This is a genomic window from Streptomyces sp. NPDC022910 (assembly GCF_055561075.1).
In genome coordinates this window covers 45,054-70,636 of the sequence record NZ_JBVHHL010000010.1, presented here as the reverse complement: position 1 = coordinate 70,636, position 25,583 = coordinate 45,054, and the positions used below count along the sequence as shown (strand labels likewise).

At 70.8% G+C, this 25,583-nt stretch carries 22 protein-coding genes and 1 pseudogene; 11 read left to right on the top strand and 12 right to left on the bottom strand.

Translation table 11 applies throughout. From position 1 onward, the window contains the following. Positions 1-294: 294 nt before the first annotated feature. Positions 295-1,761: a hypothetical protein gene (locus ACZ3TS_RS12620; protein WP_467616676.1), complete on the top strand. Its 1,467-nt coding sequence runs from the start codon at positions 295-297 to the stop codon at positions 1,759-1,761. Positions 1,762-1,852: 91 nt separating this feature from the next. On the opposite strand, the gene ACZ3TS_RS12615 is transcribed toward ACZ3TS_RS12620, so the two are convergent. Further along, complete coding sequence (locus tag ACZ3TS_RS12615) at positions 1,853-2,524, bottom strand: potassium channel family protein (protein WP_467616673.1); 672 nt, start codon at positions 2,522-2,524, stop codon at positions 1,853-1,855. After that, positions 2,524-3,195: a potassium channel family protein gene (locus ACZ3TS_RS12610; RefSeq protein WP_467616937.1), complete on the bottom strand. Its 672-nt coding sequence runs from the start codon at positions 3,193-3,195 to the stop codon at positions 2,524-2,526. Before ACZ3TS_RS12610 ends, ACZ3TS_RS12615 begins: the two co-directional genes overlap by 1 nt. A gap of 390 nt (positions 3,196-3,585) precedes the next feature. On the opposite strand from ACZ3TS_RS12610, the gene ACZ3TS_RS12605 reads away from it, so the two are divergent. Then, positions 3,586-5,637: an APC family permease gene (locus tag ACZ3TS_RS12605; protein WP_467616671.1), complete on the top strand. Its 2,052-nt coding sequence runs from the start codon at positions 3,586-3,588 to the stop codon at positions 5,635-5,637. A 161-nt stretch (positions 5,638-5,798) separates the two neighbouring features. Further along, the gene (locus ACZ3TS_RS12600; protein ID WP_467616669.1) at positions 5,799-7,127 is read left to right on the top strand and encodes a class I SAM-dependent RNA methyltransferase; all 1,329 of its coding nucleotides are present in this window, start codon (positions 5,799-5,801) and stop codon (positions 7,125-7,127) included. Between the two features lie 273 nt (positions 7,128-7,400). On the opposite strand, the gene ACZ3TS_RS12595 is transcribed toward ACZ3TS_RS12600, so the two are convergent. The 3 genes and pseudogenes from ACZ3TS_RS12595 to ACZ3TS_RS12585 all read right to left on the bottom strand — a co-directional run. Beyond that, positions 7,401-7,802, bottom strand: a complete 402-nt coding sequence (locus ACZ3TS_RS12595) for a hypothetical protein (RefSeq protein ID WP_467616666.1) — start codon at positions 7,800-7,802, stop codon at positions 7,401-7,403. 19 nt (positions 7,803-7,821) lie between these two features. Next, positions 7,822-8,019, bottom strand: coding sequence for a hypothetical protein (locus ACZ3TS_RS12590; RefSeq protein WP_467616663.1), 198 nt, complete (start codon positions 8,017-8,019; stop codon positions 7,822-7,824). A 314-nt stretch (positions 8,020-8,333) separates the two neighbouring features. After that, positions 8,334-8,486 (bottom strand): annotated as a pseudogene (locus tag ACZ3TS_RS12585) (3-deoxy-7-phosphoheptulonate synthase); the annotation flags it as partial. Between ACZ3TS_RS12585 and ACZ3TS_RS12580 the strand changes: the two are divergent. Then, positions 8,470-9,015, top strand: a complete 546-nt coding sequence (locus tag ACZ3TS_RS12580; RefSeq protein ID WP_467616661.1) for a sugar phosphate isomerase/epimerase family protein — start codon at positions 8,470-8,472, stop codon at positions 9,013-9,015. The pseudogene ACZ3TS_RS12585 and the gene ACZ3TS_RS12580 overlap by 17 nt on opposite strands. Before the next feature lie 301 nt (positions 9,016-9,316). Here ACZ3TS_RS12580 and ACZ3TS_RS12575 read toward each other — a convergent pair whose 3' ends face one another. The 7 genes from ACZ3TS_RS12575 to ACZ3TS_RS12545 all read right to left on the bottom strand — a co-directional run bounded on the left by ACZ3TS_RS12575 (position 9,317) and on the right by ACZ3TS_RS12545 (position 17,877). Continuing rightward, complete coding sequence (locus ACZ3TS_RS12575; protein WP_467616658.1) at positions 9,317-11,752, bottom strand: FtsX-like permease family protein; 2,436 nt, start codon at positions 11,750-11,752, stop codon at positions 9,317-9,319. Beyond that, positions 11,746-12,492, bottom strand: a complete 747-nt coding sequence (locus ACZ3TS_RS12570) for an ABC transporter ATP-binding protein (protein WP_467616655.1) — start codon at positions 12,490-12,492, stop codon at positions 11,746-11,748. The genes ACZ3TS_RS12575 and ACZ3TS_RS12570 overlap by 7 nt, the downstream gene beginning before the upstream one ends. A gap of 82 nt (positions 12,493-12,574) precedes the next feature. Beyond that, positions 12,575-13,330, bottom strand: coding sequence for an ABC transporter permease (locus tag ACZ3TS_RS12565; RefSeq protein ID WP_467616654.1), 756 nt, complete (start codon positions 13,328-13,330; stop codon positions 12,575-12,577). A 134-nt stretch (positions 13,331-13,464) separates the two neighbouring features. Continuing rightward, positions 13,465-14,448 (bottom strand): ABC transporter ATP-binding protein, encoded by a 984-nt coding sequence (locus tag ACZ3TS_RS12560; RefSeq protein ID WP_467616652.1) that lies wholly within the window; start codon positions 14,446-14,448, stop codon positions 13,465-13,467. After that, positions 14,445-15,005 carry a flavin reductase family protein gene (locus tag ACZ3TS_RS12555; RefSeq protein ID WP_467616650.1) on the bottom strand — a complete coding sequence of 187 codons (561 nt, stop codon included), beginning with the start codon at positions 15,003-15,005 and terminating at the stop codon, positions 14,445-14,447. The genes ACZ3TS_RS12560 and ACZ3TS_RS12555 overlap by 4 nt, the downstream gene beginning before the upstream one ends. Beyond that, on the bottom strand, positions 15,002-16,288 hold the full coding sequence (locus ACZ3TS_RS12550) for a cation:proton antiporter (RefSeq protein WP_467616648.1): 1,287 nt from the start codon (positions 16,286-16,288) through the stop codon (positions 15,002-15,004). Before ACZ3TS_RS12550 ends, ACZ3TS_RS12555 begins: the two co-directional genes overlap by 4 nt. Next, the gene (locus tag ACZ3TS_RS12545; protein ID WP_467616645.1) at positions 16,285-17,877 is read right to left on the bottom strand and encodes a tryptophan halogenase family protein; all 1,593 of its coding nucleotides are present in this window, start codon (positions 17,875-17,877) and stop codon (positions 16,285-16,287) included. The genes ACZ3TS_RS12550 and ACZ3TS_RS12545 overlap by 4 nt, the downstream gene beginning before the upstream one ends. Before the next feature lie 397 nt (positions 17,878-18,274). Here ACZ3TS_RS12545 and ACZ3TS_RS12540 point away from each other — a divergent pair, with 397 nt between their 5' ends. The 7 genes from ACZ3TS_RS12540 to ACZ3TS_RS12510 all read left to right on the top strand — a co-directional run bounded on the left by ACZ3TS_RS12540 (position 18,275) and on the right by ACZ3TS_RS12510 (position 25,581). Next, positions 18,275-19,993: a fatty acyl-AMP ligase gene (locus ACZ3TS_RS12540; protein WP_467616643.1), complete on the top strand. Its 1,719-nt coding sequence runs from the start codon at positions 18,275-18,277 to the stop codon at positions 19,991-19,993. A gap of 92 nt (positions 19,994-20,085) precedes the next feature. Continuing rightward, positions 20,086-20,385, top strand: coding sequence for an acyl carrier protein (locus ACZ3TS_RS12535; RefSeq protein ID WP_467616641.1), 300 nt, complete (start codon positions 20,086-20,088; stop codon positions 20,383-20,385). After that, positions 20,378-20,737 carry a condensation domain-containing protein gene (locus tag ACZ3TS_RS12530; RefSeq protein WP_467616638.1) on the top strand — a complete coding sequence of 120 codons (360 nt, stop codon included), beginning with the start codon at positions 20,378-20,380 and terminating at the stop codon, positions 20,735-20,737. The genes ACZ3TS_RS12535 and ACZ3TS_RS12530 overlap by 8 nt, the downstream gene beginning before the upstream one ends. A 73-nt stretch (positions 20,738-20,810) precedes the next feature. Continuing rightward, complete coding sequence (locus tag ACZ3TS_RS12525) at positions 20,811-21,695, top strand: nucleotide disphospho-sugar-binding domain-containing protein (protein ID WP_467616636.1); 885 nt, start codon at positions 20,811-20,813, stop codon at positions 21,693-21,695. Positions 21,696-22,136: 441 nt separating this feature from the next. Further along, positions 22,137-23,675 carry a glycosyl hydrolase family 95 catalytic domain-containing protein gene (locus tag ACZ3TS_RS12520; RefSeq protein WP_467616633.1) on the top strand — a complete coding sequence of 513 codons (1,539 nt, stop codon included), beginning with the start codon at positions 22,137-22,139 and terminating at the stop codon, positions 23,673-23,675. A gap of 47 nt (positions 23,676-23,722) precedes the next feature. Beyond that, entirely contained in the window at positions 23,723-24,940 is a 1,218-nt protein-coding gene (locus tag ACZ3TS_RS12515) for a sensor histidine kinase (protein ID WP_467616631.1), read from the top strand. Further along, the gene (locus ACZ3TS_RS12510; RefSeq protein WP_467616628.1) at positions 24,928-25,581 is read left to right on the top strand and encodes a response regulator transcription factor; all 654 of its coding nucleotides are present in this window, start codon (positions 24,928-24,930) and stop codon (positions 25,579-25,581) included. The genes ACZ3TS_RS12515 and ACZ3TS_RS12510 overlap by 13 nt, the downstream gene beginning before the upstream one ends. The last annotated feature ends 2 nt before the right edge of the window (positions 25,582-25,583 follow it).

The window sequence follows — 25,583 nt, the reverse complement described above, 5'->3', positions numbered from 1 at the left end:
GGTGCGTCGTGTTCGCTGACGCGGCGCTGGGCGGGTGATGGACGCAGCCGGGGCGTGGACCAGGTCGTACGGCCCGAGAATGCCGTCCTTCACCGTAGGACAGGTGACAGGTGACAGGTGACAGGTCGAGGGTACGGCGCCCGGTGACGGGGTCGGCGTCGAGCCGGGCAGCCAGGCTCTCGTCCGGATCGGTCGCGACGAACGGCACCGGGCCGGAGCGGTCTGCGTGGAAGCCGTCCCACGACGGTCGGCCCCTCCCAGGGGCCGCCGGAGGCGGATGGCATAGTGCCCCGCATGCCGATACCGGCCGCACGCACGCGGAAGGGCAGGTGGTGGGGAGCCTTCGTCGCGCCCCTCGCCGCACTCCTCCTCACGGCCGCCGCGCCCGCCGTCGCTGACGGGTCCGGCGAGGTCGAGCTGCGGCTCGAGGCCCCTGGCACCTTCATCATGTACAACGCCGACGAGGGCGCCGAGGCCGGGAACAGCGGGTTCGTCCTGCCCGTCGCCGTCGTGCCCGGGAACACCGAACCGGCCCGGAACATCAAGGTCGTGGTGGACGCGTCGGGGCTGGAGGGGGTGGCCCGTGTGGGGAAGGGCAGCGGCAACAACTGCACCGGCGGGGGCTGGGTGTGGACGTGCGAGTACGGCACCCTGCAGAACGACGGGGAGAGCATGCCGCCCTTCACCGTCCACGGCGTGGACGGGACGGAGCCGGGCGACAGCGGGACGGTCACGTACACCGCGAGCGCGGACGACGCGACCTCCGTCACCGGTACCACCCGCATGATCGTCGGGGGGCCCACGCTGTACTCGCCCGATGAGCAGGGGAAGGTGGCCGGGTTGGAGCCGGGAAAGTCCGCGTCGCTGACGCCGAGGTTCTCCAACCCCAGCCGCTTCTCCACGGAGCGCGGCATCGCCCTACGGATCAACGCGCAGGGCGGCTTGGTGCTGACGTCTCGTCCCCGCAACTGCTCCTACAACCCGACGTTCACCTCTGCCTGGTGCACGTTCCCGACGAAGGCCGCCCCGGGCACCGCCTACCGCACGAGCTCGCCCTTCACCTTCACGGCCGTCCCCGAGGAGCTGACCGGCACGTTGGACTACTCCTGGTCGTCCGACCCGCAGCAGCCCGCCGAGCTCACGGTACGCGGTACAGGCGCCCCGCTCACGCTGGCCAGGACGCCCGAACGAGGTCTCCGCGACGGCACCGGCGCCGTCACCGTCGTGGAGACCACCGTGCAGGCCGACTACGCGGCGGTCACCGGCACCGTGCGGGGGCGGGTCGGCGACACGGTGAGCGTGACGCTCGGGGTGCGCGATCTCGGCCCCGGCAGGCTGGTTGACGAGAAGGGCCGCTTCGAGGTGGTCCCGCCGAAGGGCACCACGGTCACGTCCGTCCCGTTCACTTTCGAGGACACGGACGGGAAGTGGGCGTGCAACCGGCCGGAGAAGCCGGGCGGGGCCTTCGTCTGCGATCTCAACAGCGACGTGTTCTGGCCGGGGGGCGACGGGACGACCACCGTGGGCTTCCGCTTCCGCATCGACCGGCAGGTGCCGGGCGCCCACGGCACCATCCGGACGTACAACCCCTACGACCGCACGCCCGGCAACGACATCGCCGGCATCCCGCCGGAGGCGTCACCGGCTCCGCCGCACCGGTCGGCTGTGCGGCCCGCGGTGCTGATCCCGACGGTCCTGGTCGCCGTGGCGGCCGTGGCCGGAGCGGTGGTGTACCGCCGTCGCCGCCGGGCCGTGTCCTAGGGCGTGCCAGGCCGCCCGCTTGCGCAAGGGTCACGCGGCGGACGGCCACCTCTGGCTCCGTACATGATCGTCGGACAGGTCCCGGCCGGTCCTAGCCGTCCTCGCGCCGCACCGACAGCAACTCCTCCAGCTGCTCCTCGCGGGCCTGGGCCGCCACGAACAGGAGTTCGTCGCCTGCCTCCAGGGAGTCCTCCTGGGACGGCGTCAGGACCCGGGTACCGCGGATGATCGTCACCAGGGACGTGTCCTCCGGCCACTGGACGTCGCCGACCTGCGTGCCGGCGAGGGCCGACTCCGGGGGCAGGGTCAGCTCGACCAGGTTCGCGTCGCCGTGGCTGAAGCGGAGCAGCCGGACCAGGTCGCCGACGCTCACCGCCTCCTCGACCAGCGCCGACATCAGGCGCGGGGTGGAGACGGCCACGTCCACGCCCCATGCCTCGTTGAAGAGCCACTCGTTCTTGGGGTTGTTGACGCGGGCGACGACGCGCGGGACGCCGTACTCCGTCTTGGCCAGCAGGGACACGACCAGGTTCACCTTGTCGTCGCCCGTCGCGGCGATCACCACGTTGCAGCGCTGCAGCGCCGCCTCGTCCAGGGACGTGATCTCGCAGGCGTCGGCCAGCAGCCACTCCGCCTGGGGGACGCGCTCGACCGAGATCGCGGTCGGCGCCTTGTCGATCAACAGGACCTCGTGCCCGTTCTCCAGGAGCTCGCCCGCGATCGAACGACCCACGGCACCGGCACCGGCAATGGCGACCCTCATCAGTGACCGCCCTCCCCTTCAGGCCCCTCGGTGAACGCCGTCTCGACCTTGTCGACGTCGTCCGTCCGCATCATCACGTGCACCAGGTCGCCCTCCTGCAGCACCGTCTGCGAGGTGGGCAGCATGGCCTCGCCCAGCCTGGTGAGGAACGCCACCCGGACGCCCGTCTCCTCCTGCAGTGTGCTGATCTTGTGGCCGACCCACTTCGGCGAGGCGTGCACCTCGGCGAGCTGGACGCCGCCGGTGGGGTCGCGCCACAGCGGCTCGGCCCCCGACGGCAGCAGACGGCGCAGCATCTGGTCCGCCGTCCAGCGGACCGTGGCGACGGTCGGGATGCCGAGACGCTGGTAGACCTCGGCACGGCGGGGGTCGTAGATACGGGCCGCGACGTTCTCGATGCCGAACATCTCGCGGGCCACGCGCGCGGCGATGATGTTCGAGTTGTCGCCGCTGGAGACCGCGGCGAAAGCACCGGCGTCCTCGATACCAGCCTCGCGCAGGGTGTCCTGGTCGAAGCCGACTCCGGTGACGCGGCGGCCGCCGAACCCGGAGCCCAGCCGTCGGAAGGCGGTGGGGTCCTGGTCGATCACGGCGACCGTGTGCCCCCGTTGCTCCAGGGTCTGGGCAAGAGCGGAACCCACTCTTCCGCAGCCCATGATGACGATGTGCACGACCGTCCTTCCGGTGTCAATGGTCACGGCTCAGTCGAAACGCCAAGGACAGGGTCTCAGACCGCCGCCCAAGCTACACACGCACGGTCCGCGTAGGGCACCCCTGTGCACGCGCGCCGGACGCCTTTGTGCGATCACTGGCAACCGATGCCGCGGAAGCCGAGAGGAGTCAGGAATCCGAGGCCGACGAACGGGCGGCGGCGGCGAGGTACTCCGCGGTCGCATGCATGGAACCTCCGAAGGCGGCAACTGAACGGGTTCTGTCATATAGGCATGGGGGATCCCGCACCTGCGGAATCCGCAGCGCCGCCCCCCTGCGATTTCACTCGTGAGGCATATCTCCATCGGAGGGTGGAGGGTCCCCAGTTCGAACCCTTACGATCCTCTGTTGTGTCCAAACTGACCGACGTGCCCAAACGCATCCTGATCGGGCGCGCCCTGCGCAGTGACCGGCTCGGGGAAACGCTCCTGCCGAAGCGCATCGCACTCCCCGTCTTCGCCTCCGACCCGCTGTCCTCCGTCGCGTACGCGCCGGGGGAAGTACTGCTGGTCCTGTCCATCGCGGGCGTGTCGGCCTACCACTTCAGCCCCTGGATCGCGGTCGCGGTCGTCGTGCTGATGTTCACGGTGGTCGCCTCCTACCGGCAGAACGTGCACGCGTATCCGAGCGGTGGCGGGGACTACGAGGTGGCGACCACCAACCTCGGCCCCAAGGCCGGTCTGACCGTCGCCAGCGCCCTCCTCGTCGACTACGTCCTCACGGTGGCCGTGTCGATCGCGTCGGGCATCGAGAACCTGGGCTCGGCGATCCCGTTCGTCGTCGAGCACAAGGTGTCCTGCGCGGTCGCCGTGGTCGTGCTGCTCACGCTGATGAACCTGCGTGGGGTCAAGGAGTCCGGCACGCTGTTCGCCATCCCGACGTACGTCTTCGTCGCGGGCGTCTTCATCATGATCATGTGGGGCGCGTTCCGCGGGCTGGCCCTCGGCGACACCATGCGGGCGCCCACTGCCTCGTACCAGATCAAAGCCGAGCACCAGGGCATAGCGGGCTTCGCGCTGGTTTTCCTGCTGCTGCGCGCCTTCTCCTCCGGCTGTGCGGCGCTCACCGGCGTCGAGGCGATCTCCAACGGCGTCCCGGCGTTCCGCAAGCCCAAGTCGAAGAACGCGGCGACCACACTGGCGATGATGGGCCTGCTCGCCGTCACGATGTTCTGCGGCATCATCGCCCTGGCCACGACGACCAAGGTGCACATGGCAGAGAACCCGGCCGCCGACCTGCTCCACAACGGTGTCGCGCTGGGCTCCGGCTATGTGCAGAACCCGGTGATCTCGCAGGTCGCCGAGGCCGTCTTCGGCAAGGGCAGCCTCCTGTTCGTCGTGCTCGCGGCGGCCACCGCGCTGGTGCTCTTCCTCGCCGCGAACACCGCCTACAACGGCTTCCCGCTGCTCGGCTCGATCCTTGCGCAGGACCGCTATCTGCCCCGCCAGCTGCACACCCGCGGCGACCGCCTCGCCTTCTCCAACGGCATCGTGCTGCTCGCGGGCGCGGCCACCCTGTTGATCGTCATCTACGGCGCCGACTCGACCCGGCTGATCCAGCTGTACATCGTCGGTGTGTTCGTGTCGTTCACGCTGAGTCAGACCGGCATGGTCAAGCACTGGAACCGCCACCTGGCCACCGAGAAGGACCAGGCCAAGCGCCGCCACATGGTGCGCTCGCGGGCCATCAACGCCTTCGGCGCCTTCTTCACCGGCCTGGTGCTGGTCGTCGTCCTGGTCACGAAGTTCACGCACGGCGCCTGGGTCGCCCTGCTGGGCATGTGCATCTTCTACGCGACGATGACCGCGATCCGCAGGCACTACGACGGCGTGGCCGAGGAGCTCGCCGCCCCCGAGGGTCCGAGCGACGACAGCGTCCGCCCCTCGCGGGTCCACTCGGTGGTGCTCATCTCCAAGATCCACCGCCCCACGCTGCGCGCCCTCGCCTACGCGAAGCTGCTGCGTACGGACACCCTGGAGGCGCTCAGCGTCAACGTCGACCCGGCGGAGACGAAGGCGCTCAGGGACGAGTGGGAGCGGCGCGGCATCGACGTACCGCTGAAGATCCTCGACTCGCCGTACCGCGAGATCACGCGCCCTGTGATCGAGTACGTCAAGAGCCTGCGCCGCGAGTCCCCGCGCGACGCCGTGTCCGTGATCATCCCCGAGTACGTGGTGGGCCGCTGGTACGAGCATCTGTTGCACAACCAGAGTGCCCTGCGGCTCAAGGGCCGCCTGTTGTTCACGCCGGGTGTCATGGTGACCTCGGTGCCGTACCAGCTGCAGTCCTCGGAGGCGGCGAAGCTGCGGGCCCGCAGGCGGCAGGAGTGGAACGCGCCGGGCGCGGTGCGACGTGGTCCGGCGGAGGAACGGGCCAAGGAGTCGTCGGCTTCGCAGGTCTGAGGCCGCCCGGGCTTGTGGTGAACGGCCGGACAACACCCACGTAGACTGGTGGGCTGTTGTCCGGCCGAGCCGGTCGCGTCGTCGTTTCGTGGTCGTTGTTCGTATCTCGCAGTCGTTGCCCGTATCTCGTAGTCGTTTCTCGTATCTGGAGTCGTCCCGCCATGCAGGCAGAACCGAAGAAGTCGCTGGTGGGGGAGGAGTACGAGGTCGAGATCGGCCCCGTCGCCCACGGCGGTCACTGCATCGCCCGCACGGACGCGGGCCAGGTCCTCTTCGTCCGCCACGCGCTGCCCGGTGAGCGGGTCGTGGCGCGGGTGACGGAGGGCGAGGAGGGCGCCCGCTTCCTGCGCGCGGACGCGGTGCGGGTGCTCGAGGCGTCCAAGGACCGCATAGACGCACCCTGTCCGTACGCGGGCCCCGGCCGCTGCGGCGGCTGCGACTGGCAGCACGCCAAGCCGGGCGCGCAGCGCCGGCTGAAGGGCGAGGTGATCGCCGAGCAGCTCAGCCGGCTCGCGGGCCTCACGCCCGAGGAGGCGGGCTGGGACGGCACGGTGGTGCCGGCCGAGGGCGACAAGCTGCCGGCGGGTGCGGTGCCGCAGTGGCGTACGCGGGTTCAGTACGCGGTGGACGCGTCCGGCAGGGCGGGGCTGCGCCGACACCGCTCGCACGAGGTGGAGCCGATCGACCACTGCATGATCGCCGCCGAGGGCGTCAGCGAGTTGGGCGTCGAGAAGCGGGACTGGACGGGCATGGACTCCGTCGAGGCGATCGCCGCGACGGGATCGCAGGACCGCCAGGTGATCCTGACGCCTGAGCCGGGCGCACGGCTGCCGCTGGTGGCGCTGGACCGGCCGGTGTCGGTGCTGCGGGTCGACGAGAGGTCGGGCGGGGTGCATCGCGTCCACGGCCGCCCCTTCGTCCGCGAACGCGCCGACGGACGCACGTACCGCGTGGGCGCCGGCGGCTTCTGGCAGGTCCACCCGAAGGCGGCGGACACGCTGGTGACGGCGGTGATGCAGGGGCTGCTGCCGCGCAAGGGCGAGACGGCGCTGGACCTGTACTGCGGCGTCGGCCTCTTCGCGGGCGCGCTCGCCGACCGGCTCGGTGAGAAGGGCGCGGTGCTCGGCATCGAGTCCGGAAAGCGAGCGGTGGAGGACGCCCGGCACAACCTGGCCGACTTCGACCGCGTCCGCATCGAACAGGGCAAGGTCGAGTCGGTCCTGCCGCGCACCGGCATCACTGAGGTCGACCTGATCGTCCTCGACCCGCCGCGGACGGGGGCAGGCCGGAAGACGGTCGAGCACCTTTCGTCTCTGGGGGCGCGGAGGATCGCATACGTGGCCTGCGATCCGGCGGCACTGGCACGGGACCTGGCGTACTTCCGGGAGGGCGGGTACCGGGTGCGGACGTTGCGGGCGTTCGACCTGTTTCCGATGACGCATCATGTGGAGTGCGTGGCGATCCTTGAACCGGCCGCGAAGGGGTCCTGACCTGCGATTTTATGCGTGTGCATTATGTGCGCTGTGGGTGTTACGGGCGATATCTTGACGCTGAAATGACGCTCGTGACGCTCAAATGACGCTCGTTCTGGCGGGGCGTCACCTGGCTGTTCGGGGAGGTCATGCGACGTGGGATGCGCTCTTCCCGAGGGCTGGCTTTGCGGGAACTTGAGGAAAATCAGCCGGATTCCGGCGCCGCTGATTGCGGCGGCAGGCATGCTGCCTCCGTAGTTCGGTGGGCCGGATGTCTGGCGGAGCGGGCGCTCAGTAGGTGGGTCCGTAGGGGCTCCAGCCGCGCATGAACGGCTTGAGATCCTCGGGGCGGGGTTCAGGGATCTCCGGCAGCAACGGTGAACCGTTGAGGGGGTTCAGGCGTGTCATGTGGCTCTCGGCCCATGAGATCCATGCCTCGGCTTCGTCCCTGGCCGGCCAGGTCGGCAGACTCTCCGCGTGGAGGCGGAGCGCGCTGCCGTACTCGGCCAGGCCCGCTGCGCGCCGCCACGCTTCTTCTTGCGCTTCGAGGTGCCGGACACGGTATGCCTCTGCCCATTCGGTCGTTGCCCGTCGCTTCGCGGCTTCCCAGCGCAGGCGCTGCTGCTGTGCTTCCTCCAGGTCGGCCTGACGCTTGCGTTCGGCCGCCTCTCCGCGGAGACCGACCTCTTGCACGATCTCCGCGAGCTGGTCCTCAAGAGGGCGTGGGGGTGTCGGCCCATTCGCCGGCCCGGTGCGGCTGGCCGCCGCTGAGCACGATGCGGAGACGTTCGGCCGGGGTGTGGTCGAAGCGAGGGATCCTGACCCAGGAGTACTTCTTGGCCTCGGCGAGTTCTTTCTCGGTGGCGACGTGCTCTTTCCGGTCCTGTTCCTGGAGGACGAGGAACCCCACTGCCTGTCCTTGCGCCGTGATGGTGAAGTGGGGTGATGCTCTGCGTCGACGGTGAGACCGGGGTGCGGCTCCTGCCGCTCCTGCCGAACAGGCGTGCTGGGCCTCGACAGCGGTGATCAGTGCCTGGATGAGCCGGAGAGCGCGCCCCTGGACTGGTTTGGTCAGGCCCGGTTTTCGGCAGCATAACGGCGGGTTAACGCGGCTCGGGATGCTCTGAGCGGTTCGGTTCCGTGCGGGATCCGGGCCGTTTTCCGTCACACCTCCCTCGCCGGCCCGGGTGCCTCCGAAGTGATGTCGCGCTCGGGTCCGGCGGCACGTTCGCGGAGCATCTCGGCCACGAGAAACGCCAGATCGAGCGACTGGCTCCGGTTGAGCCTCGGGTCGCACGCTGTCTCATAACGCCGGTGCAGTTGGCTCGCCCGGATTTCGTCGCTGCCGCCCACGCATTCCGTGACGTCGTGCGCGGTGCGCGTGGCGGCCGAACTCGATGCGGACTGCGTCTCGTTCTGGTCGGGGATCAGACCCTCCACCGTCGCCGCGGACACGGCGTGGCTGCGCGTGAAGTCGGGTGTCGAGTCGGTGCTGGACGAGTGCGAGCGGTACGGGGTGCCGCTCGGCCTGGAACCGGAACCCGGCATGTTCGTCCAGCACCTGGAGCAGGCGCTGGCCTTGAGGGCGGAACTGGGCGACCCGGCACTGCTGGGCATCACCCTGGACGTCGGCCACTGCGTCGCGGTCGAGCCCGTCGACGCGGCGGCCTGCATCCGCCGCGCCGCGGGTCTGCTCGTCAATGTGCAGCTGGACGACATGCGGCAGGGAGTCCATGAGCACCTCGAATTCGGCACGGGCGAACTGGATCTGAGGGGCACGCTGGTCGCGCTGCGGGAGACCGGCTATCGCGGGATCGCCGCCGTGGAACTGCCCCGGCACAGCCACGCCGCTCCGCAGGTAGCCGCGCGGGCCCTCGACGCGCTGCGCGGGGCTCTCGCCCCGTAGGGGTCTTTCGAAGGTCCCGCCGGCCCGCGAGGCCTGGCACGGCTCCCCACTTCGGGCTTCGTCCGAGTGGGAGGGAGCCGGGCCCGTGATGCCTGGCACGGCTCCCCATTCCGGGCTTCGCCCGAGCGGGAGGGACCCCCACCGCTGCGTTGTCGGGATCGCCCGCGTACACCCGGTACGCGGGCGGCTCGCCGCCTTGCGATGCACCGCACCGGATGCCGCGGGCCCCGCCCTTCGTGAACGGGCGGTGCCCCGGGAGCGACGGGGGTGAGCGCATCCCGGGGCACCAGTCTGAGGGCCGTCAGGCAGCGGCCCGGGCACCGGTCCTGCGGAGAGCCATCCGGGCCGGCAGGACGCTGGAGACCAGCGCCAGGGCCAGGCACAGCCCGACCGTCAGCAGAATCGTCGGCCAGGGCAGGTTGAGATTGACCTGGGTGCCGAGCTGAGCGGACAGTCCCGACCTGATACCGAGCAGGGTGACCAGTGCGATGCCCAGTCCGAGTACGGCGCCGATGCCCACGGAGAGCGCCGACTCCGCGGCGACGATCCGCAGCACATGTCGCCGGGTCGCCCCGGACAGCCGCAGCACCGCGAAGTCCCCGGCGCGGTCGGCGGTCGCCATCATCAGGGTGTTGGCGATGGCGAGGCAGGTGTAGCCGAGCGACATCCCGATCAGGATGATCAGGAAGATCTGCACCAGTCGGTCGTCCTCGGCGTCCGTGCGTGCCGCGTAGTCGGACGTGCTCAGGGCCTCCGCGCCGAGCTCGACCGGCACCACGGGCCGCTGCGAGCCGGTCGCGTACACGACCTCGGTGAGCGCGGAGGGGGAGTGTGCGCGCACCGTGTCACGGGTGAGCAGCACGCTGGCCGTCGACGAGTCGTCCGTGATCTCCGCGACCACCTCGACCTTCGTGGTCCTGCCGTCCTCGAACGTGACGGGCACGGTCCGTCCGGTGGTCCAGCCGAGCCAGGCCGCGGTCGAGGACCGCACGATCATGGTGTTCTGGCCCTGGAGGCCGTCCAGCGAACCGGACTTGACGGTCATCTTCTCCCGCGCCTTCTCGAAGGCGCCCTCGCTCACACCCATCGCACCGATGTGGTTGGTGCCTCCCACGTAGAGCTGGGTGGGCAGCAGGGACGCCCCGTCGGACACCGTGGCGACCGCGGCGTCCGTCAGGCCCGGGGTGCCCTTCGGGGTGACCACGGACGTCGCGTCCTGGCGGACGGTCTCCTCCAGCGCGTAACCGCTGGCCTTGATCTGGAACATGCCGGCGATCAGGACGGCGAAGCCCACGGTGACCAGCACCGGTGCCGCCGTCGAAGCGGTGCGCCGCACCGCGGTGAGCGAACTCTCCCTGGCGACCATGCTGGTGGCGCCCCGCAGTCGGCCCAGTGGCCACCATACGGCCTTGACCACGAGCGGGATGACCGCCGGGGCGAACAGCGTCAGGCCCACGATCAGGGCCATCGCCGCGTACAGCGCGTTGTTGATCATCTCGTCCGAGGAGCTGCCGGCCGCGACGAGCACCAGGATCAGTCCGAAGGCGGTGAAGCCGACCGCGCCGATCCACCGGCCACGCGTCATCGGCCGCTTCTCCAGCGCGGCCTCGCGCAGCGCCTCCAGCGGGGCGATCCGGGCCGCGCGCCGGGACGCCGACCAGACTCCGAGCAGGGCGACCAGCAGACCGAGCGCGAAGGAGCCGATCAGGGGCAGCGCCTGCATGCGCACGGTGAAGCCGGCCGGCTCCAGGCCGCCGTCCACCAGCAGACCGCCGAGCACCGGGGCGAGCACCGAGCCCAGGACCAGCCCGGTCGTCGCCGCCACCACCCCCACGCCGAGCGCCTCGCCGTACATCATCCGGCGGATCTGGCGCGGAGTGGCGCCGACGGTGCGCAGCAGACCGAACTCCCGGCGCCGCTGCACGATGCTGAACGCGAACGTCGAGGCGACCACGAAGATGGAGACGAACGCGGTCAGTCCGGCCATGGCGATCAGGATCTGCATGCCGATCCAGCGGGTCTTCGCCGCGGTCTTGGCCTCCAGGTCCGTCAGGCCGCCGCCGGCGAGCACCTTGTCGTCCTTGCCCACGACCTTCTCGGCCGCGCTCGCCACCGCGGTGGCGTCCGCGCCCTTGTCGGTGACCAGGCCGATGACCCGCACACCGCCGGACAGGGGTTCGGCGGCGGCGTCCGTGAGGTAGAAGGCATCGGAGTCGACCGTGCCGGACACCGTGTACGGGGCCGGTCCCTTGGCGGTGAGCAGGGTCACCGAGGCACCGGGGGCCAGACCGAGGGACTTGTCCAGGGCGACCTCGTCGTCCGCCTGCGGGGCGCGGCCCGAGGTCAGCTTGTCCGGCGCCAGCGCCGCACTGGCCCAGGGGTGACCGCGCAGCTCCCCGCCCGGGTCGTCCACCGGCTTGCCGTCGACCACTGCCTGGGCGTAGAAGGACCGGTCGGGCACCGCCGCGGCGACACCTGGCACCGAACTCAGCTCGGTGACCAGCTTGTTGGTGCGCTCGGGCGACCAGGGCAGGTTCTCGGTGAAGGTGCCGTCCGACTGGTCGGCTCCGGGGCTCTGCACCAGCACCTCGGTGCCCGCGTAGCGCTTGGGCGCCTCGGGGGTGGCGGAGGCGAGCACCAGCGCGGTCATGCAGAGGATGGTCACGCCGAGGCACAGGGCGGTGAAGGTCCCGATGAAGGACACCCAGCGCTGGCGGATGGTGGCGAGACTCAGCATGCGACGGCCTCCAGAGCGGCCATACGGGCGGCGATCGTGTCGACGGTGCTGCGGCCCCGCAGTTCGTCCACGATCCGGCCGTCGGCGAGCAGCAGCACCAGGTCCGCGTAGGCGGCGGCCGCCGGGTCGTGGGTGACCATGACCACCGTCTGCTGGTGGCGGTCGACGACGCCGCGCAGCAGCGCCAGCACGTCACGGGACGTCTTGGTGTCCAGGGCGCCGGTCGGTTCGTCGGCGAAGAGCACGGCGGGGCGGGTGATCAGGGCCCGGGCGATGGCCACCCGCTGCTGCTCGCCGCCGGAGAGTTCGCTGGGGCGGTGCGGGCCGCGGTGCCCGAGACCCACTTCGGTGAGGGCCGCGATCAGGTCCCCCCGGTCCGGCTTGCGCCCGGCGAGGCGCAGCGGCAGGGCGACGTTCTGTTCGGCGGTGAGCGCCGAGACGAGGTTGAACGCCTGGAAGACGAACCCGACGCGGTCACGCCGCAGCAGGGTGAGCGCGGTCTCGTCGAGGTCGCTCAGATCGGTGTCATCGATGATCACCTTGCCGTCGGTGACGCGGTCGAGGCCCGCCGCGCAGTGCAGCAGCGTGGACTTGCCGGACCCGGAGGGACCCATCACCGCGGTGAAGGTGCCGCGGGCGAACGTGGTGGTGACATTGTCCAGCGCGGTGACGGTCTGCGTCCCCGAGCCGTACTGCTTGGTCACGGACCACAGTTGGACGGTGTCAGTCGAATTCGTCATGCTCAAAGCCAACCTTGTGCAGGTGGTCCGCCGCAGGGGCGCTGACTGGAGACCTGGGGTAGACCCAGCTGTAATTCCGGGCTCACTTCTGCGCCCGGTGCCGGAAGGCGACGATGCCCACGGCCGTGAACAGCAGTGCGTAGCCGGTCAGGGCCAGCAGGCACAGCCACGGCTCCACATGGGGAATGGACGGCACCAGGGCGGCCCGCATCCCCTCGGAGACGTACGTCAGCGGATTGAGGGCGCTGATCACCAGGAACCAGCCGATCTCGTCCAGGGATACCAAGGGATACTGCGTGGCACCCGTGAACATCAGCGGCGCCATGATGACCGCGAACATGATGCTGATCCGGTGCGGGGGGACGAGGGTGCCCACCGTGATGCCGATGGCGGCGCCGGCCCAGGAGCCCAGCGCGAGCACGGCGAGGAGCAGCGGTACCCCGGACGCACGCCAGGGCGCGCCGCCCAGGACCAGCGCCCCCATCGGGAAGACGCAGGCCGAGGCGATCATCCCGCGCACCATGGACATGAGCAGCTTCTCGACCGCCACCATGTACACCGGCAGCGGAGCCAGCAGCCGGTCCTCCATCTCCTTTGTGACGCCGAACTCCATCACCAGGGGATACGCGACGCTCTGCAACGCCGTCAGAAAGGCGGCCAGCGCGGCGATGCCCGGCAGCAGCAGATCGCCGAACTCCGGCCGTACGTAGTTCAGCGTGCCCAGCACCTTGGCGAAGATGAAGAGCATGAACAGCGGCGTGAGCGCGATCTGGACGAGCAGGAGACCGAACTCCTTGCCGGTCACGAAGGTGTCACGCCACAGGATGGCGAGGAACACCCGGGCAACGGACGGGCGGCGGGGGGGGGGGGGGGGGCCGCCCCCCCCCCCCGGCCGGGGGGGGGGGGGGGGCGGGCCCGCCCCCCCCCCCCCCCGCCCGGCGCTCTCGGGTGCTGCCGTGGGTTGCGCGGTGGTCATCGCAGTCCTCTTCCGGTGAGCTCGATGAATACGTCTTCCAGGCTGGGTTCGCCGAGGCGGACGTCGGCCAGTACGGCGCAGCGGGAGTCGAGGACGGCGACGACAGGTGCCAGCAGGGACGCCGGTTCCTTGGCGAGATACAGCCGCAGCAGCACACTGCCGGGCCGGTCCCGGACGCCCTGCGCGATCCGCTCCCCGCGCTCGACGTCGTCCAGGACGGTGAGCGCCGCGAGCAGTTCGTCGGCGCTGTCCGCGGGACCCGGAACCGCCGTGATCTCCATGACGGAGTGGCCGGAGACACCGCGGGTGAGCACCTCCGGTGTGTCGAGCGCGAGCAGCCGCCCGTGGTCGACGATGCCCACCCGGTCGGACAGGTCGGCCGCCTCTTTCATGTCGTGCGTGGTCAGCACCACCGTCACGCCCCGCTCGCGCAGGGTGCGGACCCGCTCCCAGACGAACAGGCGGGCCTGCGGGTCGAGACCGGTGGTCGGCTCGTCGAGGAAGAGCACCCGTGGTTCGTGCATCAACGCCCGGGCGATCATCAGGCGTTGCGCCATGCCGCCGGAGTACCAGTCGACCTTGACGTCGGCCTGCTCCGCCAGCCCGAACTCGTCGAGCAGTTCGGCGGCGCGGGCCCGTCGTCTGGCCCGCGAGAAGCCGTGATAGGCGGCGTGGAAGAGCAGGTTCTGGCGAGGTGTCAGATCGCGGTCCAGATTGCTGCCCTGCGGCACCACGGCCAACTGTGCCCGGGCCATGACGGGTTCACGACGCACGTCCACACCTGCCACCCGCACGGTGCCCCTGGTCGCGCGGACCCGGGTGGTGAGCACACCCACGGTGGTGGTCTTGCCCGCCCCGTTCGGCCCCAGCAGCCCGAAGACCTCGCCGGGGGCGACCGTGAACGACAGCCCGTCCACGGCGTTCACATCCCGCCGGGGGTAGCGCTTGACCAGTTGGCGGACCTCGACGGCTGCGGTCACCGGGCGTCCCCTTCGAACGGGTCGGCGGCGGACCACGACCGGTACTGACGCAGTCCGTAGAGCAGGGGGCGGGGAGTGGTGGGCTGGTGCCGCTCGATCCGGAACACCTCGCCGAAGACCACCATGTGGTCGCCGACGGAGAGGGTCCGCTCCACCCGGCAGTCCGCGACGGCATGCGCGTCGTCGAGCAGATGAGGGCCGCCCAGAGTGCTGCCACCGCGCCAGGCGACCCGGTCGAAACGGTCCGGGTCGCCCGAGGAGAACAGTTCGGCGGCAGGCCGGCCCCGGTGGTGCAGCAGGTTCACCGCGAAGGCGGAGCACTGCTGCAGCGCGGTCAGGGTCGGGCTGCCCCTGCGCAGACTGACCAGCAGAGTGGGCGGGTCGGTGGTGATGCTCGTCACCGAGGAACAGGTCATGCCCCAGGGGCGGCCGTCCGGGCCCATGGTGGTGACCACGGCGACGCCCGTCGGAAAGGTGGACATCAGGGAACGGAAGTCCGGGGCGGCGGGCGGTGCCGTCCCGACCGCCTGGGGGGAGTCGAGCAGGGGTTCGGTCATGGCCGGGCCATCTCCTTCTTCCGCGGGGTCGCCGGGGCGCCGCCGCGGGCGGCCCGGGCCTCGACGAGGCTGTACACGGGGCCGGTCATCGCCGTGGTCACGAGCGTCATCACCACCAGGGCGAGGAAGAGGTCGGGGGTGAGGATGCCCGCGCTGAACCCGGCCTGGAGAACCACGAGTTCGGTCAGACCGCGGGTGTTGAGCAGCACGCCCAGACGCAGCCCGTCCCAGTGGGACTCCCCGCCGAGCCGGGCTCCCGCGTAGGTGCCCGAGACCTTGCCGACGATCGCCAGGGAAACCGCCATGGCCATCGCGGCCCACGGCATCCCGTCGAAGTCCCGGGTGAAGACGGTCAGTCCGGTCGTCACGAAGAACACCGGCACCAGCGTGCGGCCGGCGCCGGAGACAGTGCGCACGGCACGGGACCAGGGCCCGTCGGGTCCGTCGGACGGAAGGGCGGCGCCGACCAGCAGTGCCCCGAGGATGTCGGGCAGCTCCCAGTGCCGCAGGGCGGCCGCGGCCCCGGCGGCCAGCACGGCGATGCCGACGAGCGTCCCACGCGGACGTCCGGCCGCCAACCGGGAGGCCGACCCGCCGCGCAGCGCGACGCGCAACGCGACGTACCCGGCGGCCGAGACGGACACCACCAGCACGAGCAGAGGTACGTTCTTGGAGCCGCCCGAGGCCAGGCCGACGGCGACGGCGAGCAGGACCCATGCGACCGTGTCGATCACCACCGCCGAGGCCATCGCCAGCCGCCCCATGGCGGTGTCCACCACGCCGCGCGCCACCAGGATGCGGGCGAGGACGGGGACGGCGGTGACCGACAGCCCCACGGTGAGCAGCAGGAACAGCGCCGGCGCGGGAGCGTGGCCGCGCAGGGCCGGGTCATCAGCGGCCAGTACCCACACGGCGAGCAGACCGCCGCAGACCAGCGGCACGAGCAGGGCTCCCGCGGTGGTCGTGAGGATCGAACGGCCCTTGACCGAGACGGACGGGCTCCTGAGCTCGTGGCCGATGCCCACCAGGAACAGGGCCAGTCCGGCGTGCCCGATGTAGTCCAGCCAGGTGTGGACGTCGGCGGGCACCACCACGTCCAGCGCGTCCGCACCGCCGAGCCGCAGTACCAGCGGCCCGGCGATCATGCCGAGGGCGATCTCGGCGACCACGGCCGGCTGGCCGGTGCGCCGCGCGAGCAGGTGCGCGAGCCGCGCACCTGCCAGCACCACGACCACGGCCAGCGCGACATGGCCGGTGAGCGGCAGCCAGTGGGGCACGCTCATCGCACCCGGGCGGCGCGTCGCTCCGGCGGCAGTCCGTGCAGGTGGGCGAAGTACTCGTACTGCGAAGGAAGCCGGCTGACGAGCTGTGCGGCCTGGTCCCGCACGAGCTGCAGCTCCCGCACGGCGGCGGTGTCGTCGAAGAAGGCCAGTGTCGGGGGCGCCTGCACCGGGAGCCCGCCGAGGCCGAGCAGCATCGCGGTGTACGAGTACGGCTCGAAGCCGTGGTAGTACGGGAAGACCGACTCGGTGTCCGGGAGCTTGGCCTGCCACTGTTCGATGCGCTCGGCGAGCGCGTCCGGCAGCGGCCGGGTCTTGGTGTCCTTCCAGTACTGGTTGTCCTGCCGGGCAGCCGCGTAGTAGTGCAGCACCAGGAACTCCCGGACGCCGTCCATGACATGGCCGACCTGGCGGTTGTAGGAGCGGCTCAGGTTCGTCCAGTCGGCCTCGCCCTCGCCCGGGAAGTGCTTGACCAGCTGTTCGATGGCGTTCTGGATGAAGAAGATGCCGGTGGACTCCAGCGGCTCGACGAAGCCGCTGGACAGGCCCACCGCCACGCAGTTGTTCACCCAGGAGCGCTCGTTGCGCCCGATGCGCATCTTGATGTGGTTGGCCTCCAGGTCCGCGGCCTCGGGCCCGACGAACTCGCGCAGGGTGCGCTCGGCCTCGTCCGGAGTGGTGTAGTCGCTCGCGTAGACGTAGCCGGTGCCGATGCGCCCGAACAGCGGGATGGTCCAGATCCAGCCCGCGTCCTGAGCGGTGGCCGTGGTGCACGGACGGATGCCCCGCTCGGCCATGTCCACGGGTACCCGCAGCGCCACCGCGCTGTCGTTGGGCAGCGTGTCCTGGTACGACTGGAACGGCTCGCCCAGGGCCTGGTTGAGCAGCATGCCGCGGAAGCCGGTGCAGTCGACGAACAGGTCGCCGTGCAGTTCCCCGTGCTCCTTGGTCACCACATGGCTGATCCAGCCGCGCTCGTCGAGCGAGACGTCGAGGACGTCGTCGAGCACATGCCGCACGCCGCGGTCCGTGCCGTACTTGGTGAGGTACTTGGCGAGCAGCGTGGCGTCGAAGTGGTACGCGTACGGGAACTGCGTGTTCTGTTCGCTGAGCGTCGTCCGGAACTGGCGGCCGTCGCTTCCGTCCTCGGCGAAGTCCTGTTCGAACAGGGTGCCGTCGAGGTAGCGGGGCGAGCTCTTGGCGTCGCACAGCGAGGCGATGAGGAAGCAGTCCTTGTCGAAGCGGTTGCCCGGCTTGGTGTGCAGCCACCAGTCGGTGATCGGGAACCCGTCCACCACGCGCAGCCGCTCGAAGGGGTGGTAGAAGTGATGCCCCTTGGCGCGCCAGTTCTCGAAGCGGATCGCCAGCTTGTAGGTGGCCTGGCACTCCGGCATCCACTCGCGTTCGTCGAGTCCGAGGTAGTCGAAGAAGTGCCGGACCGTACTGAACGTGGCCTCGCCGACGCCGATCGACGATACGTTCTTGGACTCCACGAGAGTGACGTCGATGCGGTCGCCGAATGCGGCCCGCAGGTATGAAGCAGTCATCCAGCCGGCCGTTCCGCCGCCCACCACAACTACGCTCTTAGCCATCTTCCATCCTCTGTCTCGGCCTGCGCTGCGAATCGAGAATGTGGAGCCTTTTGAATTCCACGGCGGTATATTCCGGCAGTGATTCCTGAACCACGGGCCGCCTCTGAGCTGCACAGATGTTGAGCTTCGGGAGAACTTGAAGCAGGCTACCAGTGGCTCGACCATGGGGTCACCATGGTTAAGCGGGCGCCTAAAGACGCAGATCGATTGTGGCTTCACAGAGCAATAAGGAGTCCGCCGGAAACGGTTGCTTGACGTGTTGAGAGATACGGGATAGCTTCGCCGGGTCGGTGCCCGAGGTGAATACGGAAAGTCAACCGGAGCGCCTTTGTGGAACTTATGGCCGACGGTCGTGGTCCTGTTACGTGAATTATCGCAACGGAGGAAACGGCGTATCGTGATCAGCCTCAGTCACATATCGAACGCAGTGGAAGCGATACGCCGCCATGTGCGGGAGCGGCCCGAGCAGGACGCCGTCATCCAGGTGCGCGACGCGGAGAGCGGCGAGGCCCTGCACCACTCCTACGCCGATGCCCGCCGTATCGCCGCCGAGCTGCAGTACCGGTATCCGTCCGGATCCCGCATCCTGCTGCTCTTCCCGCCGGTGGAGTTCATCACCGCCTTCGTCGGCTGCCTGTACGCCGGCATGGTGGCCGTTCCGGCGCCGCTGCCCGGCTCCTTCGGCCATGAGCGCCGACGTCTGCGGGGTATCTCGACGGACGCCGAGGTGACGGCCGTCCTCACGGACTCGGCCAACCGGCCGGCCGTCGCCGAGTGGCTGAGTGGTGAGCAACTGCCCGACCTCGACCTGCTGGCCACCGACGCGGACGAGTGGGCCGACCCCGACAGCTGGCGGGAGCTGGCCGCGGGGCACGACACGATCGCCCTGCTCCAGTACACCTCGGGCTCGACCGGTGACCCCAAGGGCGTCATGGTCAGCCACGGAAACCTGCTCGCCAACGCCTCGGCCCTGTACTGGGCCCTGGACATCGACGAGGGCACCCGCTTCGGCGGCTGGGCCCCGCACTACCACGACATGGGCCTGATGGCGCAGACCCTGCCCGCGCTCTTCCTGGGCAGCACATGCGCGCTGCTGAACCCGGTCACCTTCATCAAGAGCCCCTACCAGTGGCTGCGCATGATCGACCGCTATGACATCGCCTGGTCGGCGGCGCCCAATTTCGCGTACGAACTGTGCTGCCGCCGGGTGAGCGACGAGCAGATCGCCCGGCTCGACCTGTCCCGCTGGACCCATGCGGTGAACGGTTCGGAACCGGTGCACCCCGCCACCGTGGCCCGGTTCGTGAAGCGTTTCTCCTCCGCCGGCCTGAACCCCGAGGCGCCGTCGCCCTGTTACGGGCTCGCCGAGGCCACCGTCTTCGTCTCGGGAGCGGCGCACCGGATGCCCGCCGTCGCCCGCGTCGACACGGAGTGCCTGGCCCGCCACGAGTTCCACGAGGTGCCCTTCCCCGCTCCCGGCCGGGAGCTGCTCGGCAACGGCCGGGCCGCCGACTTCGACGTCCGGGTCGTCGACCCGGAAACCCACGAGGTGCTGTCCGCCGGGCGGGTGGGGGAGGTCTGGCTGCGCGGCGACAGCGTGGCCCGCGGCTACTGGCGCAACGAGTCCGCCACCCGCGCGACGTTCGAGGCACGTACCGCCGACGGCGATGCCGGCTATCTGCGCACCGGGGATCTCGGCGTCGTCAGGGACGGCGAACTCTTCGTGACGGGCCGCCTCAAGGAGACGCTGATCCTGCGCGGCCGCAACCTCTACCCGCAGGACATCGAGCACGAGCTGCGAGCCCGGCACGCGGAACTCGGTGCCGTGGGAGCGGTGTTCACTGCCCCGTTGCCGGGCGGGACGGACGGTGAGGAGGACACCGAGGAGGGCCTCATCGTCACCCATGAGGTGGCCGGCCGGCCCGACGCCGCCGCACTGCGGGCACTGGCCGCCGGGATCCGCAGGACCGTCGTCGAGGAGTTCGGCGTACGGGTCGCAGACGTGGTCCTGCTCCGTCGCGGCCAGGTGCGGCGCACCACCAGCGGCAAGATCCAGCGCGCCGAGATGCGCCGGCTCTGGCTCGCCGGAGAACTGCGTCCCGAGTACGCCGGCTGACCCGGGCGGCAGCCGCCGCCCCTCCCGGTACGTCCCAACTCCCCTGTGATCCCTGCCCGTTGGACCGGGCTGTGGAGAGGAGCTGGCCCGACATGACCGTGCCCGAAAGCGCTCAGGACACCCGCCTTCCGCGGTCCGCGGACGCGCTGCGGCAGTGGGTCGTGCAGCACGTGGCCGTGCAGGCCCGGCTGCCGCACACGGAGGTTCTGCCGGACGTGCCGCTCGCCGAGTACGGGCTGGACTCGCTGTATGCGGTGACCCTCGCCGCGGACCTGGAGGACGGGCTCGGCGTTCCGCTCGAGCCGACCGTGGCACTGGAGCACCAGACCATCGGCGAGCTCGTCGACTTCGTGCTGGGCGAACTGGAGAAGGAGCGGGCCGAAGGTGTTTGACATACGCGAGGCGGGCCGACCCGCGACCGCCGCCCAGCTCGGCGTCTGGGTGGCCCAGCAACTGCAGCCGGGGCAGCCGCTCTACAACTGCGGGGTGTGCTTCGACATCGACGGCGCCGTCGATGTCGCCGCCCTGCACGACGCCGTGCGGCGGGCTTCCGCCGAGGCCGAGACCGTGCGCATGCGTTTCACCGAGGACGCCGAGGGGCTCTGGCAGACCCCCAGGGACGACGAACTGCCCTTCCACACCGTCGACCTGCGGCACGAGAGCGACCCGGGGGGGCGTACCGGAACAGCCGACGTTCGGTCACCGCCTGCGCCGGATCCGCCGGATCCGGGACGTCTTCCGTGAGCAGCGGCGGCTGACCAGGGAACTCGTCGGCCGCTGGCCGGCCTGGGATCCGGCCGTCGTCGTCACCGACATCATGGCCATCTGGGGAATCCGCGCCGCCGAAGCGGCCGGCGTGCCCTTCGTCTCCTTCTACGTGACCTACGCCATCAGCGAAGAGGTGCTCCTGGACGAGGTCCGCCTGCACCTCGGCCCCCGCGCGGCCACCCTGGTCAAACTGCTCGGCATCGCACGGATCCAGCCCGGGCTGCGCCGACGGGTCACGGCGGGAGCCGCGAAGGCCCTGGTCAACACCGTGCCCGAACTCCAGCCCGCCCGGGAGTCGTTCGACGAGCGCTTCCACTTCGTCGGACCGCTGCGCCGTGAACCCGTGGGCACCGACGGGTCCGCCGCAGGCTACTCGGACGACCTCCCCTGGGACCGTATCGAGCGCGAGCCCTCCCTGTACGTGTCCACCGGCACCATGTTCACCAGGGGACCGGAGTTCTTCCGCAAGATCGCCGACGCCTTCGCCGGGACCCGCTGGCTGGTGGTGCTCGCCACCTCGCACACCGACCCGGCCGAACTGGGGCCGCTGCCGGAAAACGTGATCGCCCGTCAGTACGTGCCGCAGTCCGCCGTCCTGGGGCGCTGCGACGCCTTCCTCTCGCACGGCGGGATGAACTCGGCCCTGGAGGGGCTCGCGCTCGGCAAGCCCATGGTGCTCGTGCCCCGGGCGGCCGATCAGCGGGAGATCGCCCGTCGGCTCGCCGCCGCCGGCGTGGGTGTCGTCGTGCCGGCCGAGAGCGAGGGACCGCGCTTCGTCACCGCCCTCGAAGAGGTGATGACCGACCAGGGCATCCGCCGCACCCTGGACGAACTCTCCGCCCGTATGGGCCGGTTGAACGGCCCCGCGGCCGCCGTCGACGTACTGGAGAAACTCGCCCTGGAAGGGCGGAACGTTCCGGGGCGTGACCGATGACCGCCCCGCGCCGAAGGACGGTCCTGCAGGGAACGGCGGCCGTCGGCCTGGGAGCGGCGGGAGCCGTCGGACTCGGCGGCGCACCGGCCCGGGCCGCGGACGTGGCCCGACGGACCGACCCCTACGAGGAGTCCGTACGGGACGCCCGGATGATCTGGGACCGTCCGCCCGAGCACTGGCAGGACGCGCCCTGCCTCGGCGACGGATCCCTGCGCGTACAGGTCCGCCGCGGGGACTCCCCGAACCTCCTGGCGTTCGAGGTGCGGGGCACGTCGGACGCATGGCGGTCGCCGGCCGACGGGATCGTCCTGCGGCTCGCGGGGACGCCCACCGCGCACCACTGGCAGCTGGACCTGTGGCACGCGGAGCTCAGGGCGACCATCACCACCACACGCGGCCGGGTGCACCTCACCGCTCTCGTGCCGTGCGGCCGCGGTCCTGGTGGTCCGTCTGACCACCGAGGGGGCGGAGTCGGCAGCCGCCTGGCAGCGGACGCCTGCCGCGCGCGCCGGCCACCCGCTCCCGTATCAGGAGGAGACCCGCGGACCGGCCCGGGTCCTGGTCGCGGGCGCCGACGCCGGAGCGGTCCGCCGAGCGCTCGCCGCCCCGGAACGCCTCGACATCGAGCACCGCCGCTGGTGGCAGGACCACTACCGCCGCGGCTTCCTCTCCGTACCGGACCGCACCGTGCAGCGGTTCTACTGGACCCAGATCTATCTGTCGGCGGCGGCACTGCGCCGGGACACCCCCGTCACCGGCTTCGGCCACCCCCTGCTCGGCACCACCGACCACCTCGGACTCGACCCGGTGGTCGCGGCCACGGGGTACCGCCCGCGCACGGCGAGCCACAGCCATCTGTACGGCGGACTGCCCGGCGTCGGCTCCAAGGGTGGCCGGGCCCCCGACCCCATCAGCTCGTGGGGACTGCCGGCCGTCGAGGCGGCGTACCGCAGAAGCATGGACGAGCGCATCCTCCGCGACTGGCTGCACCCCGCGTTGCGCAAGGCGGTCGGCTTCTACGCGCACTTCCTCGTGGCGGAGCCCGACGGGCGGCTGCATCTTCCGGCCACCCACTCGCCGCACTACGCCGATGTGCCCGACGCTTCTCACAGTCTGGCGCTGCTGCGCTGGGCACTCTCCGGGCTGATCGACTCCACCCGGCGGCTCGGCCTCGAGGAAACGGAACTCGACCGCTGGCGCGACATCGTGGCCCGCCTCACCCCGTACCCCACCGGCCCCGACGGCGTATTGATCGGCCGCGGCGCCCCGCTCGCCCGCTCCCACCCGTACGCCTCGCACCTGCTGTGGCTCCACCCGCTGCGGGAAGGGCTCCCGCAGGCGCGCAGCGAACCGGCACGGCGCAGCTACGCCCGATGGGCCTCGATGCGCGACAGTTGGCACGGCTCCTCCTACGTCACCGCCGCAGGCCTCGCCGCGGCGGTGGGTGAGGCGAGCGAGGCGTTGTCGCACCTGAGGCACTTCCTGGGGGACCTGGGCGGCGGAGCGCTCTACCGCGGGGGCGGGGGAGAGACGGTCGGCGAGACGGCGGTGTCCGTGCCGCTGGCTGCCGGGCAGGCAGCCGTCGACCTCCTGCTGGACTCCTGGGGCGGCACCCTGCGGGTGTTTCCGGCCACCCCACAGGAATGGCCGGACGCGATGGTGGCGGGCCTGCGCGCGCCCGGAGCCTTCCTCGTCGACGCCGCGCGCAGCCACGGCCGTACCGACTGGGTCCGCGTGCGCAGCGAGGCCGGCGAGCCGCTCCTGCTCGACCACGGCATCGAAGCCCCCTTCGAGGTACTCGACGAGAACGGCAGGCCCAGGCCCTGGCAGCCCAGCGGCCCACACGCCGTGCGGGTCCCGCTCGGGCGCGGCGAGAGCGTCCTCCTGGTCCGGCGCGGGCAGCGGCCGACCGCCGGGCCACGGGTGGTGGAGGCCACCGGAACGGCCCGCGCCTGGGGGCTGTCCGGACAGCAGAAGTAGACCTGGCACCCATGCCGATGAGTGACGTCAACCGCTACGGTCGCAGCGTGATCGCGCGCAATACGCTGGAAGCCCTCGCGCAACGCCCGTTGAGCTTCCTCACCTCGTCCTGGCCGTGGCGGTCGCTCGGCTATCTGCTGTCCAGCGTCGCCATGGGAGCCTGTGTCGCGGGGCTGGGGGCGCTGCTGTATGGCCTGTGGGACGTCCTGGGGCCGCTCGCCGTCGTGGTACTGCTGGCAGCCGCGGCCGTCGTGGCGGGGGGCGTGTCGCGCTACGAACTCTGGCGCCTGCGGCTCGTGATGACCGTGCCGCCGGCCGACGCCGACGAGCAGCGGGACCTTCCGCTGTGGAGCAGGCTCAAGGAACGCCTGCGCGCCGCGGGCGGTCTGCGCGAACTCGGCTACGGACTCGTCGCGCTGCTGGTGCTGTGGTGGACGGACATTGGCATCGCCTTGGTGTCCCTGGGGATTCCGCTGTTCCTGATGACCGCCCCCTTCCAGCCGACCGCCAGTTCGGCCGTCGGCTGGGCCGGAGCGCTCACCGGCGTGGTGCTGCTTCCCATCGCGGCGTATCCGATCGCGGCCTGGGCGGGCGTGCGGGCCGCGATGGCCGTCGCCGTACTGGATCCTCACGACAGCGAACTGACCCAGGTCATGGAGTCCCGCGCCCGTCTCGTGGACGCCTTCGAGGTGGAGCGCCGCCGTATCGAACGCGACCTCCACGACGGTGCGCAGCAGCGGCTCGTCACCCTGTCCATGAAGCTCGGCCTGGCCGAGCTGGATCTGCCCCCGGACTCGCTCGCCGCCGGGCAGGTGCGGGAGGCACGGAACCAGGCCAAGCAGGCCCTGACGGAACTGCGCGAGCTGATCCACAACATCCATCCCCAGGTGCTCACCGACCGCGGTCTGGAACCGGCGGTCCAGGACGTCGCCGGCCGCTCGGTGGTCCCGGTGGAGGTCGACATTGCCCTGCCCGAGCGGCTCTTCGCGCAGGTGGAGAGCACTGCCTACTTCGTGGTGTGCGAGGCCCTCGCCAACGTCGCCAAACACAGCAAGGCGACCCGCGTCTGGGTCCGCGGCCGGCTCGGGGACGGCAAGCTGGTGGTGGAGATCCGGGACGACGGGGTCGGCGGTGCCGACGCGGAGGCAGGCACCGGACTCGTCGGCATCACGGACCGTCTCGCGGTTCTCAACGGCAGAATGTTCCTCCATTCACCGGTCGGTGGGCCGACCGTCCTGCGAGTGGAGATTCCGTGCAACCACTGAGGCTGGTCATCGCGGAGGATTCCGTCCTGCTGCGCGAGGGGCTGGTCGGGCTCCTGGAACGCTTCGGACACACCGTGCTCGCCTCGGTCGGCGACGCCCCGACGCTGATCGCCGCGGTGGCCGAACACAAACCGGACGCCGTCATCGTCGACGTACGCATGCCCCCCGACAACACCGACGACGGACTGCGCGCTGCCCGCCGGCTGCGCGCCGACCATCCCGGTCTGGCGGTGCTGGTGCTCAGCCAGTACGTCTCGCAGGGCTACGCCTCCGAGCTCCTCGCCTCCGACCGGCAGGGCGCCGGAATGGGGTACATGCTCAAGGACCGCATCGGTGAGGTCGAGGAGTTCGTCTCGGCGCTGGACACCGTGGCCCGGGGCGGCACGGTGGTGGACCCCGAGGTGGTGCGCCAGCTGCTGAGCCGCCATCACGACCCGTTGCAGCGGCTCAGTCCCAAGGAGCGGGAGGTTCTGGGCCTCATCGCGGAGGGCCGCTCCAACGCTGCCATCGCCCGTCGGCTCGTGGTCACGGAGGCCACCGTCTCCAAGCGCATCGCCGCCATCTTCACCAAACTGGACCTGCCACAGGCACCGGACGACCACCGCCGGGTGCTGGCCGTACTGGCGTATCTGAACGTGTGATC